This is a genomic window from Plantactinospora sp. KBS50, from assembly GCF_002285795.1.
GTDB lineage: Bacteria > Actinomycetota > Actinomycetes > Mycobacteriales > Micromonosporaceae > KBS50.
Genome location: NZ_CP022961.1, coordinates 6,569,132 through 6,582,453, shown reverse-complemented (window position 1 = coordinate 6,582,453; position 13,322 = coordinate 6,569,132). Strand labels below are relative to the sequence as shown.

The 13,322-nt window shown below is 73.3% G+C and carries 12 protein-coding genes; 1 reads left to right on the top strand and 11 read right to left on the bottom strand.

What is annotated here, in order from left to right; translation table 11 throughout:
- Window positions 1-57: 57 nt before the first annotated feature.
- The 8 genes from CIK06_RS28500 to CIK06_RS28465 all read right to left on the bottom strand — a co-directional run bounded on the left by CIK06_RS28500 (window position 58) and on the right by CIK06_RS28465 (window position 9,459).
- Window positions 58-1,752 carry an ABC transporter permease gene (locus tag CIK06_RS28500; protein WP_198348047.1) on the bottom strand — a complete coding sequence of 565 codons (1,695 nt, stop codon included), beginning with the start codon at window positions 1,750-1,752 and terminating at the stop codon, window positions 58-60.
- Window positions 1,743-2,504 (bottom strand): ABC transporter ATP-binding protein, encoded by a 762-nt coding sequence (locus tag CIK06_RS28495; protein WP_095567373.1) that lies wholly within the window; start codon window positions 2,502-2,504, stop codon window positions 1,743-1,745. Before CIK06_RS28495 ends, CIK06_RS28500 begins: the two co-directional genes overlap by 10 nt.
- Window positions 2,505-2,565: 61 nt before the next feature.
- A complete protein-coding gene (locus CIK06_RS28490) occupies window positions 2,566-4,212 on the bottom strand; it encodes a cation acetate symporter (protein ID WP_095567372.1) in 1,647 nt (548 codons plus the stop codon).
- On the bottom strand, window positions 4,212-4,616 hold the full coding sequence (locus CIK06_RS28485; RefSeq protein WP_095567371.1) for a DUF485 domain-containing protein: 405 nt from the start codon (window positions 4,614-4,616) through the stop codon (window positions 4,212-4,214). Before CIK06_RS28485 ends, CIK06_RS28490 begins: the two co-directional genes overlap by 1 nt.
- Before the next feature lie 143 nt (window positions 4,617-4,759).
- Complete coding sequence (locus CIK06_RS28480; protein WP_095567370.1) at window positions 4,760-5,515, bottom strand: LytTR family DNA-binding domain-containing protein; 756 nt, start codon at window positions 5,513-5,515, stop codon at window positions 4,760-4,762.
- Window positions 5,512-6,756, bottom strand: a complete 1,245-nt coding sequence (locus CIK06_RS28475) for a sensor histidine kinase (RefSeq protein WP_095567369.1) — start codon at window positions 6,754-6,756, stop codon at window positions 5,512-5,514. The genes CIK06_RS28480 and CIK06_RS28475 overlap by 4 nt, the downstream gene beginning before the upstream one ends.
- 69 nt (window positions 6,757-6,825) lie before the next feature.
- A complete protein-coding gene (locus CIK06_RS28470; RefSeq protein ID WP_198348046.1) occupies window positions 6,826-8,337 on the bottom strand; it encodes a sugar transferase in 1,512 nt (503 codons plus the stop codon).
- A gap of 261 nt (window positions 8,338-8,598) precedes the next feature.
- Window positions 8,599-9,459, bottom strand: a complete 861-nt coding sequence (locus tag CIK06_RS28465; protein WP_095567367.1) for an Fpg/Nei family DNA glycosylase — start codon at window positions 9,457-9,459, stop codon at window positions 8,599-8,601.
- 24 nt (window positions 9,460-9,483) lie between these two features.
- On the opposite strand from CIK06_RS28465, the gene CIK06_RS28460 reads away from it, so the two are divergent.
- Window positions 9,484-10,737, top strand: a complete 1,254-nt coding sequence (locus tag CIK06_RS28460; protein ID WP_095567366.1) for a glycosyltransferase — start codon at window positions 9,484-9,486, stop codon at window positions 10,735-10,737.
- 31 nt (window positions 10,738-10,768) lie between these two features.
- Here the strand turns inward: CIK06_RS28460 and CIK06_RS28455 are convergent, their stop codons facing one another.
- The 3 genes from CIK06_RS28455 to CIK06_RS28445 are packed head-to-tail and all read right to left on the bottom strand — an operon-like array spanning window position 10,769 to window position 13,246.
- Window positions 10,769-11,485: a CDP-alcohol phosphatidyltransferase family protein gene (locus tag CIK06_RS28455; RefSeq protein WP_095567365.1), complete on the bottom strand. Its 717-nt coding sequence runs from the start codon at window positions 11,483-11,485 to the stop codon at window positions 10,769-10,771.
- Entirely contained in the window at window positions 11,460-12,527 is a 1,068-nt protein-coding gene (locus CIK06_RS28450; RefSeq protein ID WP_095567364.1) for an iron-containing alcohol dehydrogenase family protein, read from the bottom strand. The genes CIK06_RS28455 and CIK06_RS28450 overlap by 26 nt, the downstream gene beginning before the upstream one ends.
- Window positions 12,515-13,246 carry a sugar phosphate nucleotidyltransferase gene (locus CIK06_RS28445; protein ID WP_095567363.1) on the bottom strand — a complete coding sequence of 244 codons (732 nt, stop codon included), beginning with the start codon at window positions 13,244-13,246 and terminating at the stop codon, window positions 12,515-12,517. The genes CIK06_RS28450 and CIK06_RS28445 overlap by 13 nt, the downstream gene beginning before the upstream one ends.
- Window positions 13,247-13,322: the final 76 nt, after the last annotated feature.

Sequence of the window (13,322 nt, the reverse complement as noted above, 5' to 3'; positions counted from 1 at the left end):
CCGGGCGAGGCAGCCGCCGGTGGGACAGACCCGTCAGGGCGGGGTGGGACAGACCCGTCAGCGGCGGGGCGTCACCGCCTGGAGCAGTTCCGGCATCCGCCGGTCGAGGACGTCGCCCGCGAGGTACGTGCCGAGCACGGCGGCGCCGACGCCGTACGCCAGGCCGACGGGCAGGGCGAGCCAGAGCCACACGTCGCCGAGCAGCGCGTTCGCCACCACCATCGGCAGGCCGGCCACGGCCGAGCCGAGCATCGCCAGCAGGCTGAGGAGACTCTTCGCCACCCCGGCACCGGTGTTGATGGCGAACGGGTTGCTCGTCTCCGGCAGCGCGTACGCGCCCAGGATCGCGACGAACTGGGTGACCGCGAGCCCCGCGCCGTACGCCGCGAACAGCGTGCCGGTCACCATGCCCAACCAGTCCGGCCGGCCGATCAGCAGCGCGACCGCCACCGAGATGGCCACGATCAACGGTGCGATGTACACCGAGTACGCGGTCACCCTGGCCAGCAGTTCCACCCGGCCGGGCACGCCCGCCGTCACGTTCGCCGCGTACGCGCTGCCGTCGTAACCGAACTCGTTGGCCAGGCTCACCGCGGCGACCAGCCCGACGAACAGCAGGGACAGCCCGACGGTGACCCGGGACGGCGCCCCGACGCCGGCGCCGCCGCCGAGGTCCCGGATGTTCATCATGGCCGGGATGAAGATGCCGATCACGGCGAACGTGATCAGGCCGGCCCGTCGGCGCATGTCGCGCCACCAGTAGCGGGTCTCCCGGGCGACCAGCGCGCCGTACCGGGTGGGCCGCAGACCGCGCAGCGGCCGCGGGAACAGTTGCCGCACGGCCGAGCCGCCGGCAACGCTGCGGCGCGACCCGGCCGGGCCGCCCGCCGCGCCGAGCATGGCCGACTCCACCGACCCGGACCACCACCAGAGCAGCAGCCCGATCGTCGCCAGCGCGATCAGCAGCTTGACGGGCGCGGCCCAGGCCCGGCCGTCGGCCACGTCCAGCCCCATCGTGAACGGCGCGCCCAGCGGGGTCCAGCCGACGATCCGGGCCGGCACCTCGTAGAGCCGCCAGTCGGTGCTCTGCACCGTCCCGAGCACGGCGATCTGGAGCGGGCCGAGCAACGCGGCGAAGAGCGCGAGCAGCACCGCGGCCAGGTCGCGTACCCGCCGGGACCGCAGCATCGTGGCGAAGGCGCTGGTCACGGCGCGGCTGATGGCCACGCACAGGACCACCCCGACCAGCACGCCGACGAGCGCGACCAGGCCGGCGGCCGGGCCACCCAGCTTCCAGGTGCCGAGCACCAGGCCGGCGGCGGCGAGCAGGGTGGCCACCGCCGGCGTGCCCACCAGCGCCGCCGCGAGCAGCCCGGTGATCAGCGTGCGGCGGCGCAGCGGCAGCAGCGCGAACCGGGCCGGATCCAGGGTCTCGTCGACGCCGAAGAACACCAGCGGCAGCAGCAGCCAGCCGAGCACCAGCAGCCCGCCGCCGAACGCGCCGACCAGCAGCGCGACATCCGGCCGGGAGGCCAGGCCGGGGGCGGCGAACAGCAGGAAGCCGGTACCGGCCAGCCACAGCGCCACCAGGATGCCGATGACGAACAGCACGATCCGGGACGTCTGCCCGCGGAAGTTGTTGCCCAGCACCCGCAGCTTGAGCCGGACGAAGAGCCACGGCGACACCCGACGCGTCGCCGCGGGCGGCGGCCCGGCGGGGACGGTACGGGCGGCGGCATCCGCTACAGCCACGCCAACTCCTCGCCGGTCGACACCCGGCCGCCGACCACCTGGACGAACGTCTCCTCCAGCGACCGCTCGCCGCGGACCTCGGCCAGCGTGCCGACCCGCTTGATCGTCCCGTCGGCCAGGATCGCCACGTGGCTGCACAGCCGTTCCACGACCTCCATCACGTGACTGGAGAAGATCACGGTTCCGCCGCCGCCGACGTACCGGTGCAGGATGTCCCGGATCAGCGCGGCCGAGACCGGATCCACCGCCTCGAACGGCTCGTCCAGCACGAGCAGCCGGGGAGCGTGCAGCAGCGCGCAGGCCAGGCCGATCTTCTTCTTCATCCCGGCGGAGTAGTCGATCACCAGCGTGCGGCCGGAGTCGGCCAGCGCCAGCACGTCGAGCAGTTCCCGGGCGCGCTGGTCGACCACGTCCGGGTCCATCCCGCGCAGCAGGCCGTTGTAGGCGAGCAGTTCCGGACCGGTGAGCCGGTCGAACAGCCGGACGCCGTCCGGCAGCACGCCGAACTGCCGCTTGGCCTGCCCCGGATCGCTCCAGACGTCGTGGCCCAGCACGTACGCGGTGCCGGCGTCGGGCCGGAGCAGACCGACGGCCATGGACAGCGTCGTGGTCTTGCCGGCGCCATTCGGGCCGAGCAGCCCGTAGAAGGAACCGGCCGGGACGTCGAGATCGACCCCCGCGACCGCCACCTTCTCACCGAACCGTTTGGCCAGCCCACGCAGGGTGAGCGCAGATTGTCCGTTGCCATCCATGCGGGCAACCGTAGCCCGCGCTGTCGACCGCGGCCGACCACGGCGCCGCCCGGCGGGCGGCTCAGCCGAGCCGGATCGCCTCCGGAGCGTGCAGCCGGAGCATGGTGGCGCCCACATCCGCCGGCGCCTGGCGGCGGGTCGCGATCGAGGTGACGGCCATCACGGTGAAGGCGAGCGGCACGGTCCAGGCGGCCGGCTGGGTGACCAGCACCGACGGCCAGCCGTGCAGCGGCGGCCCGAGCACCGTGACCAGCACGGCCAGCACCGCCGCGCCGCCGCCGGCGAGCACACCCGCGGCCGCGCCCACCGCGGTCAGGCCGCGCCACCAGATGCCCAGCACGAGCAGCGGGCAGAAGCTCGACGCGGCCACCGCGAAGGCCAACCCGACCACCTGGGAGACGTCCAGGCTGGTCACGGTCAGCGCCAGGACCATCGGGACCACCCCGGCGATCAGGGCCGCCAACCGGAATCCGCGGACCGAGCCGCGGCGCAGCACATCCGCGGAGAGCACCCCGGCGACGCTGGTCAGCAGCCCGGAGGAGGTGGACAGGAACGCGGCGAACGCGCCGGCCGAAACCAGCGCGGCCAGCAGGTGACCGAGCACCGTGCCACCCAGCACCGCCGAGGGCAGCAGCACCACCACCGCGTCGGTGTCGCCGGTCACCAGCAGTTGCGGGGTGTACACCCGGCCGAGCACGCCGTACAGCGTGGGCAGCAGATAGAAGGCGCCGACCAGGCCGAGCACCACCAGGGTGGTCCGGCGGGCGGCGGCACCGTCCCGGTTCGTGTAGAACCGCACGAGTACGTGCGGCAGCCCCATCGTGCCCAGAAACGTCGCGAGGATCAGCGAATAGGTGGCGAACAGCCCACGGTCGTCCCGGCCGGCCGCGCTGGGCAGCAACCAGTCCACACCGCTGCGGGTGGGCACGGAGGAGACCTCCGGCACCGGCTCGCCGGCCTCGAACGTCAGCCGGTCGCCGGAGCGTACCCGCTGGAGGGTGCCGTCGGGCCGGGTGATGGTGGCGGTGTCCCGGACCTCGACGGTGGTCTCGACCCGGAACGTGGTGCCGGCCGGCGGCGTCACCGCCGGCCGGCCGTCCGACTGCCACTGCAGGATCAGGAAGATCGCCGGTACGGCCAGTGCGGTCAGCTTGAGCCAGTACTGGAAGGCCTGGACGAAGGTGATCGCGCGCATGCCGCCGAGCGCCACGTTCGCGGTCACGACCGCGCCGACCAGCAGGGCACCCAGCGCGTACGGCAGGCCGGTCACCGTGTTCAGGGTGAGACCGGCGCCCTGCAACTGGGGCACGAGGTACAGCCAGCCGATGAAGATCACGAAGAGGGTGGCCAGCTTGCGCAGCCGGCGCGACCCGAGCCGCAGCTCGCAGAAGTCCGGCAGGGTGAAGGCCCCGGACCGGCGCAGCGGCGCGGCCACGAACAGCAGCAGCGCGAGGTAGCCGGCGGCGAAGCCGACCGGGTACCAGAGCACGTCGACGCCGTACTTGAGGATCAGGCCGGCGATCCCGAGGAAGGAGGCGGCCGACAGGTACTCGCCGCCGATCGCCGCCGCGTTCCAGGTCGGGCTGACCATCCGGGAGGCGACCAGGAAGTCCGAGGTGGTGCGCGCCACCCGCAGCCCGTAGAAGCCGATGGCGACGGTGACCAGCGTGACCGCGATGATCGCCGGTACGACGTACGGGCTGACCATCACCGCTCCGGCCGCTGGACCAGATCGGTGAAGTCCTCCTCGTTGCGTTCCGCCCAGCGGACGTACAACCAGCCGACGGCCATCAGGAAGGGGTAGGCGGCGGCGCCGAGCAGCAGCCACGGCAGCCCGACCCCGAACAGCTTCACCCGACCCACCGCGGGTGCGATGGCGAACAGCATCGGCAGCCCGCCCAACCCGATCACCACCACCAGCGACAGCCGGACCGCGAGCGCGAGCTGGGCCCGGACCAGACCCCGGACCAGGGCGTCGCCGACCTGGGTCCGCTGGGTCAGCTCGGTGTGGGCGGGCGAGCGGGGCGCGGGTCGGCGGGCCACCTCGGCCAACACGATCCGGGCCCGGCGGGGTGGGTCCGCCGGTGCCGAGGGGTCGCTGGTTACGGCCATTCCGGCAGTCTCACCGGCCGCCGATGATTGTCAAGGCTCCCGTCACCCGGCCTGGGCGTGGCGCGTTGTGGACAACCTGTGGGTAACCCGTCACTCCTGTGGATAACTTCGCCCGAAAGCACGGAACCGGGCCGGCGGCTCCGTCAGCGGGTCCAGTCCTGTTTCGTGGCCCGGACGAGCTTGTCCTTCAGCTCCCGGGTGTGCCGGCGGCTCACCGGCAGCTCCGCGCCGTCGATGATGACCACGTAACCGGAGTTCACCAGCCGCAGTTCGGCGATGAGCCGCAACTGCACGAGATAGGACCGGTGGATCCGGACGAAGCCGGCATCCGCCCAGCGATCGGCCAGGGTGGCCAGCGGCACCCGGACCAGGTGCGAGCCGTCCGAGGTGTGCAGCCGGGCGTAGTCGCCCTGCGCCTCCACCCAGCGCACGGTGGAGCGGGGCAGCATCCGGGTGGTGCCCGCCAGCTCCACCGGGATGGTCGGATCCTCCTCGGCCCGAGCCGCCGCCGCGGGATGGCTCGGCACCACGCGGGAGCCGGCCACCCGGCGGACCGCCTCGGCCAGCCGCTCGGCCCGGACCGGCTTGCGGACGTAGTCGGTGACGCCCAGGTCGAACGCGTCGACCGCCGCGTCGTCGTACGCGGTGACGAAGACGATGGCCGGCGGCCGGACGAACCGGCGCAGCACCCGGGCCAGTTCCATGCCGTCCAGGCCGGGCATCCGGATGTCCAGGAAGACGGCCTCCACGTCGGCGTCCCGGAGCACCCGCAGCGCCTCGGTGGCGTCCCCGGCCGTGTGCACCCGGGCCACCCGCGGATCGGCGCGCAGCAGGTACGCCAGCTCGTCCAGCGCCGGCGGCTCGTCGTCCACGGCCAGCACCCGCAGGAACGGGGTCACGAGCCGGCCCGGACGGCTCGATGGAACTTGGGCACCCGCATGCTCACCTTCGTACCAACTCCCGGCCCGGTCTCCACGGTCAGTCCGAATTCGTCCCCGAAGGCGGAGCGTAACCGCTCATCGACGTTGGACAACCCCACGTGCTGACCCGAGTCGTCGCCCCGGACGGCGGCGGCCCGCTCCGCCGGTTCGCCGTCCGGGGTGCCGTCCGCGTCGCCGAACAGCACGGCCGGGTCCATCCCGACCCCGTCGTCCTCCACCGTCAGCAGGCACTCCGCGCCGGCGTCCCGGGCCACGATGCTCACCATGCCCACTCCGGTCTTGCGGGACAACCCGTGCCGCACCGCGTTCTCCACCAGCGGTTGCAGGCAGAGGAAGGGCAGGCTGACCGGCAGCACCTCCGGGGCGATCTGCAGCCTCACCTGGAGGCGGTCGCCGAACCGGGCGCGCTCGATCGTCAGGTAGCGGTCGATCGAGCGCAACTCCTCGGCCAGCGTGGTGAAGTCGCCGTGCGCCCGGAACGAGTACCGGGTGAACTCGGCGAACTCCAGGATGAGTTCCCGGGCGCGCTCCGGGTCGGTCCGGACGAACGAGGCGATCGCGGTCAGGGCGTTGTAGATGAAGTGCGGGCTGATCTGGGCGCGCAGCGCGCGTACCTCGGCCCGGGCGAGCCGCTCCCGGGAGGACTCCAACTCGGCGAGCGCGAGCTGGTCGCTGGCCCAGTGCGCGGTCTCCAGCGTGGCCTGGACCAGGCCCGGTGCCGGATGGCCGTCGCAGACCGCGGCCAGCGCGCCGACCGGCCGCTGGTCGGGTCCGCGCAGCGGGGCCAGCACGGCGCTGCGGACCGGACAGTCCACCAGATCGCAGCGCAGATCCGGCTCGCCCAGCACGCTGGACCGGTCGGCCGCGATGGCCCGGTGCGCCGCCGCCACCAGTTGGTCCAGGTGGTGCGCGCCGTGGCCGTCGAAGGCCAGCGCCCCGCGGTCGTCCATCACGGCCAGCCCGGTGGCGCCCACCAGGGCGCGCAGGTGGCGTACCGCCTTGGCGGCACCCGCGCCGGTCAGCCCCGCGCGCAGCGGCTCGGCCGCGAGCCCGGCGGTGTGCAGGACGTCATAGGTGGCGCGCTGGCTCGCCGTCACGATGCCGCGCCGGGCCCGGAGCCGGACCACCGCGAAGACCGCCGCGCCGAGCGCGCCGATCAGCACCGCGACGGCCAGTGCCGACAGGAGGTTGGCAGCCACCGTCGAATCCTGACCGGTCCGGCGTCGCCGCGCCAGGGGCGCCGGGCCGGGACCGGTCGCTCGGCCCGGTCAGTACGCGCCCTTGCGGGCCAGCACCACGCCCACGGTCCGCCACAGGATGCTCAGGTCGTACGCCAGCGACCAGTTGTCCACGTAGTAGAGGTCCAGCCGGACCGCCTCGTCCCAGGACAGGTCGGAGCGTCCGGAAACCTGCCACAATCCGGTCATTCCGGGGCGGACCAGCAGTCGGCGCCGGACGTCGCCGAGGAAGTCACCGTCGTCGGCGGGCAGCGGACGCGGACCGACCAGCGACATCTCGCCCTTGAGCACGTTGATGAGCTGGGGCAGCTCGTCCAGCGAGCTGGCCCGCAGGAACCGCCCGATCGGGAAGACCCGGGGATCCTGGCGGATCTTGAAGAGCATCCCGTCGGTCTCGTTCTGGTCCACCAGCCCGGCGAGCCGGTCCTCCGCGTCCACGTACATGGTCCGGAACTTCCAGACCCGGAACGTCCGGCCCTCGTGCCCCACCCGGGGCTGCCGGAAGAAGACCGGGCCGCGGTCGGAGAGCCGGATCGCGATCGCGATCGCGATGAACAACGGGACCAGCAGCAGCAGACCCAGGCCGGCGGCGACCCGGTCCATCAGGTTCTTGGCCAGCAGCGCGGGGCCGGAGAGCGTGGGCTCCTCGACGTGCAGCAGCGGCAGGCCCTCGATCGGCCGGATGTGCACCCGCGGGCCGGCGATGTCGGTCAACTGCGGCGCGACCACCAGATCGACCCCGGAACCCTCCAACTGCCAGGCCAGCCGGCGCAGCTCGCCCGGCTCGGCGCTGGCCGATCCGCAGACCGCGATCGTGTCCCCGCCGACCTCGCGGACCAGCGCGAGCACGTCCTGGACCGCGTACACCGGAACCGGGGTCTCGACGCCGCGGGCGGCGGCGAAACCGTCGGTCAGCGCGATGGCGACCGGGACCAGACCGGCCGCGGGGCTGCGGGTGACCGCCCGGTGCACCTCCAGGGCGTCCGGCAGGGTGCCCACCAGCACCATCCGGTGCCCGGCGTGCCCGCCGCGGGTGCGCACCCCGTGCAGCACCAGCCGGGCGAGGTAGCGCTCCACCAGGATGAGCAGGGTGGCGCCGACCAGGGCGGTGGCCACCGCGTACCGGGACAGGTCGGTCTTGGTGGCGAACGCGAGGAACGAGACCGTCGCGGCGACCGTCACGGAGGCCCGGGTGACCCGCTTGAACTCGTCCGGTCCGAGCCCGAGATAGCGCCGGTCGTACGCCCGGTTACCCCAGAGAATGATCAACCAGCCGAGCGGGAGGAGCACGAAGGCGACCGTGTAGAACCAGGTCGGGTCCTCCTTGGCCGTGTAGAAGCCGGCCCGGGCCTGGCTGAACGTGGTGATCGCGATCCAGCTCGCCAGCGCCGCCGCCAGGTAGTCGACGAACACCAGGGCCACCGTGTACGGCCGGTGCCAGCGGGATACCCGGCGGCGGGCCCGTGCCCAGGCCGACCGCGGTACGCCGTTGTGTACCGGCCCGGTCGGCGGCTGGATCTCGAAGCTGTCGACGTGGCGCACGCTTCCGCCCGGAGCTGCGTTGCCTACCGGGCGATGGAGGCTTGTGGTCACCTCGCCTGGGTCCTCCCGCCTGACACGTGCCGCCCACTCCCCATAAGGGCTCGGGTCGCCCACCGCCCCAGTCTCCCACGCCGGCCCGGATCGGACCGTTGCGCCGGGAGACATTGCGGGACCGAGCCACTATACCGACGGATCGAGCCACGCCAAGGTTCGTGAACCGGGCGGTTTCGGCATGGTGGGTGATTTCCCGGCGAGCCTCACTCAGCGCACAAGGCGGGACAACCGACGGTCAGCCAAAGGCTTCCCGCCGGTCTGACAACCCGGGCAGTACTGGAGGCTCGAATCGGCGAACGAGACCGATCGGATCGTCGTGCCACAGACCGGGCAGGGCAGCCCGGCGCGGGCATGCACGGCCAGACCGGCGCGTTTCTCGCCCTTCAGCTCGGCGGCCCGCTGCCCCACCGAACGGGACACGGCGTCCGTCAGCACCCGCTGGGTGGCCTCGTACAGCGCCGCGACCTGGTCGTCGCGCAGCCGGTCGGTGATCGCGAACGGCGACAGCTTCGCGGCGTGCAGGATCTCGTCCGAGTACGCGTTGCCGACGCCCGCGAGCACCTGCTGGTCGGTCAGCACCCCCTTGACCTGCCCGCGCCGCCCGCGGATCCGCTCGGCGAAGGCCGGCAGGTCGACCGCGAGCGCGTCCGGGCCGAGCCGGGACACCCCGGGCACCAGCGCCGGATCGGGCACCAGATGCGCGGCCAGGCTCTTCTGCGTACCGGCCTCGGTCAGGTCGAAGCCGGAGCCGTCGGCCAGCCGCAGCCGCAGCGCGATCGGGCCCTTGCCCGGTTTCAGCGGCAGCTTCGAGGCGAAGCTCTCCCGGTAGTGCAGCCACCCGGCGCGGGCCAGGTGCACCACGAGGTGCAGGTCGCCGTCGAAGACCACGTCCAGGAACTTGCCGTGCCGGGCGGCGTCGACAAGCGTGCGGCCGGCCACCGCGGACGGCGGCGGATCGTAGGTCTTCAGCGCGGACAGCGACGCCACCTCGAGCCGCTCGACCTCCCGGCCGACGGCGCGCTCACGCAGGTAGGCGCCCAGCGCCTCCACCTCGGGTAGCTCCGGCACCCTGCAACGGTAGCTTGTTCCCTCATGAAGGTGGTCGTGGCGCACAACCGCTACCGGACCGGTCAGCCGTCCGGCGAGAACACCGTCGTCGATGCCGAGATCGAGCAGCTGGCCGCCGCCGGGGTGGACGTGCTGCCGTTCCTGCGCAGCTCGGACGAGATCCCCGAGCTGCCGACGGCGGCCCGGGCGCTGCTGCCGCTGTCGCCGATCTACGCACCCCGGGCACAGCGGGAACTCGCCCGGCTGATCGAGTCACACCGGCCGGACCTGCTGCACCTGCACAACCCGTACCCGCTGCTGTCGCCGTGGATCGTGCGGACCGCGCACCGCTACCGCCTGCCGGTGGTGCAGACCGTGCACAACTACCGCCAGGTCTGCTCCTCCGGGATCTACTTCCGGGACGGCCGGATCTGCACCGACTGCCGCGGACGGGCGCTCGGGGTGCCGGCAATCGTGCACCGCTGCTACCGGGGGTCCCGGGCGCAGAGCGCGCTGATGGCCACCACGCTCGCGGTGCACCGGCCGACCTGGCACTCGGTGGACCGGTACATCGCGCTGACCGCCGGGATCGCCGAGCACCTGCGCGACTACGGCATCCCGGCCGGGCACATCGCGGTCAAGCCGAACGGCATCCCGGATCCGGGGACACCCGCGCCGCTGGGCGACGGATTCCTCTACTACGGCCGGCTGTCCGCGGAGAAGGGGCTCGGCCTGCTGCTGGAGGCGTGGCACCGGCACCCGGACGGTGCGCTGGGACCGCTGCGCATCGCCGGGGACGGCGAGCTGCGGCCGTTGGCCGAGGCGGCGGCGGTGGCGCGCGGGGACGTGGAGTACCTCGGCCCGCTGGACCGCGCCGGGGTGGCGGCGGCGCTCCGCTCGACCGCCGTGGTGCTGGTCGTGCCCACCTGGCACGACGTGCTGCCGACGGTGGTGATCGAGGCGATGGCCGCCGGCCGGCCGGTGCTGGGCACCGCGCTCGGCGGCATCCCGTACCTGCTCGGAGGCGCTCCGGCCACCGCCGGCGATGATCCAGCGGCCGGTGGCGCTCCGGCCACCGCCGGTGACCGTACGGTCGGCGACGGCGCTGGTCCCGCGGGCTGGGCGGTGCCGGCGGACGCCGCGGCGCTGGCCGCCGCGTTGCCGGTGGCCCGGGACGGGGCGGCGGCGCTCGCGTCGGTCGCCCGGTCCCGCTACGAGGCGACCTTCTCCCCGGCGGTGGTGACCGGGCAACTGCTGGACATCTACCGCGACCTGGCGGCGACCGGTCGCGACCGGTGAGCCGCGGGTCGGCGCCGACCCGGCGGCCGGCTCAGCGCAGTGCGGCGCGGGCCGAGAAGGCGATGCTGGCCAGCAGGAACCCGGCGTTGACCACGGTGAAGGCGGTCACCAGCCAGACGGTCCAGGCCGGTACGAGGGTCAACACCAGCCCGGCCAGGAAGATCACCGCGCCGTAGTCGCGGACCAGCTTGACCGCCCGGACCGGCAGCGACCGGGACGCCACCATGCTGGCCGCGTTCGGCCCGGCCTGCATCACCGAGGTCACCAGGTTGACCATCCAGGTGCCGGCGAAGGCCGCCACCAGCCAGGCCGGTACGCCGGGCCGCTGCGCCACGGCCACCGCCGACAGCGCCGCGACCAGGGCGATCTGCGCCGCCACGTCGCACAGCACGTCCAGCCGGGCGCCCGCGGCACTGCCCTGGCCGGTGACCCGGGCGAGCTGCCCGTCGGCGCAGTCGAAGGCGTACGCGAGTTGCCAGCCGACCAGCGCGAGCAGCCCCACCGGCCAGGCCGGCAGGTGGCCGCCGGCCACCCGCGGCGCCAGTCCGGCGACGGTGACGGAGGTGGCCAGGCCGAGCACCAGATTGACCAGGGTTAGTGCGGTGGGCGGCAGCCCGAGCCGCTGCCCGGTGCGGGCCAGCAGCGCGCCGCCCCACTGGCTGACCGCCTCGCTGAACAGCCCGCCCCCGCGGTTGGTCCGGTAGAAGTCCCGGACGGCCGGCTCAGGCGCCGTGGTGGTCGAGGGCATCGACGTAGTCTCCCAACCGCCGGCGGATCTCCTCGGCGCCGAGGTCGAGGTGTTCGAGGATGGTGTAGCGGTCGGGCCGGGTCCGCGGGGCGAACGCCACCGCGTCCGCGAACTGCTCGTCGTCCAGGCCGACATCGGCCGGGGTACGCGGCAGGTTGTGCCGCCGCAGGCAGGCCGACATCTGCCGCAGCCGCCGCTGGTCGCCGCGCAGCCAGGTGCAGTACAGCGCGCCCAGCCCGGCCAGCTCGCCGTGCGAGGCCGTGTCCGGGAAGAGCGCGTCGATCGCGTGCATGATCTCGTGGCAGCCGCCGCTTGCCGGCCGGCTGCTGCCGCAGACCGCCATGGCCAGGCCGCTGGAGATCAGCCCCTCGGCCAGCACGGTGACGAAGTCGTCGTCGCTCATGTCACCGGGGTGGTTGATGATCGCCTCGGCGGCGGCCCGGGCCAGCGAGGCGGCCAGGCCGTCCACCGGCTCACCGCGGACCTGCCGGGCCAGTTCCCAGTCGGCCAGCGCGCTGATGTTGCTGATCAGGTCGCCGATGCCGGCCCGGTTGTGCCGATCGGGGCCGCTCTCCACGAAGTCCAGGTCCACGATCACCGCGATCGGGATGTGCACGCCGTACGAGCCCTTGATCCCCTCGGTGACCAGGCTGGACACCGGGGAGGCGATGCCGTCGTTGGCCAGCGCGGTGGCCACGGACACCATCGGCAGGCCGCGGCGCATGGCCGCGTACTTGGCGACGTCCACCGTCTTGCCGCCGCCGATGCCGACCACCGCGTCGTAGGAGCGGGTGCGCAGCTTGCCGCCCAGTTCGAGCGCGGCGTCCAGCGTCCCGCCCGTGGTGGTGAAGATGTCGGCCGAGCCGAGCGTCGGCTGGATCAGCTCGGCGACCTTCTCGCCCTGGCCCGGCCCGACCACCACCGCCACGTCGCCGCCGGCCGAGATCCGCCCGTCGGAGAGGATCGCGCCCAGGTCGGCGACCGCGCCCCGGCGTACCTCGATGTGCAGCGGCGCCTGGACGGAGCGGGCTAGTAGCGGCACGCGATCTCCCGGGCGCGGGCCAGGTCGTCGTGGTTGTCGACCTCCACCCATTCGAGATCACCGATGGCCGCGCCGCGCACCTCGCCACCGCGGTCCGCGTACTCCTGGTAGCCGTCCTCGTAGTAGAGGTTGGGGTCGCGCCGCCAGGTGGCCTCCAGCGCCTCGGCGAGCCCGGCTGCCGCGTGCGGCTCGATGAGGGTGGCGCCGATGTACTCGCCGTGCGCCTGCGCCGGGTCCATCAGCTTGGTGATCCGGGTGAGCTGGCCGGAGGCGTCGAAGACGGCCTTCATCTCCTCGTCGGCGAGCTTCTTGACGGTGTCCAGGGCCAGCAGGATGCCCGGCCCGCGCTCGGCGAGCAGCGTCCGTTCCACGCTCACCGGGTGCACCGTGTCCCCGTTGACCAGCAACGCGCCCTGCGCGAAGTGGTCCCGGGCCAGCCACAGGGAGTACGCGTTGTTCCATTCCTCGGCCCGGTCGTTGTGCACCAGGGTGATCTTGACGCCGTACCGGTCCTGGAGGGCCTCGACCCGGGACTCGACCGCTCCGGCCGCGTAGCCGACCACGATCACGACGTCGGTGAGCCCGACCGCGGCGAGGTTGGCCAGCGCGATGTCGAGGATGGTCGTCTCCCCGTCCACCGGCACCAGCGCCTTGGGCAGCGTGTCGGTGTACGGGCGGAGCCGGCGCCCCGCACCCGCGGCGAGCACCATACCGATCATGGGACGGGTCCTCCCTAGCAGACATGAGCCGTCCGCAGGAGGATAGCGCCGTCAGATGGTCGGGTCGGCGTCAGCC

Coding starts and splice junctions, on each gene's coding strand:
- CIK06_RS28490 (WP_095567372.1), bottom strand. CDS start 4,212: ATGGTCAGCCCGTACGTCGTACCGGCGATCATCGCGGTCACGCTGGTC.
- CIK06_RS28460 (WP_095567366.1), top strand. CDS start 9,484: ATGAAGGTGGTCGTGGCGCACAACCGCTACCGGACCGGTCAGCCGTCC.
- CIK06_RS28485 (WP_095567371.1), bottom strand. CDS start 4,616: ATGGCCGTAACCAGCGACCCCTCGGCACCGGCGGACCCACCCCGCCGG.
- CIK06_RS28455 (WP_095567365.1), bottom strand. CDS start 11,485: ATGCCCTCGACCACCACGGCGCCTGAGCCGGCCGTCCGGGACTTCTAC.
- CIK06_RS28445 (WP_095567363.1), bottom strand. CDS start 13,246: ATGATCGGTATGGTGCTCGCCGCGGGTGCGGGGCGCCGGCTCCGCCCG.
- CIK06_RS28495 (WP_095567373.1), bottom strand. CDS start 2,504: ATGGATGGCAACGGACAATCTGCGCTCACCCTGCGTGGGCTGGCCAAA.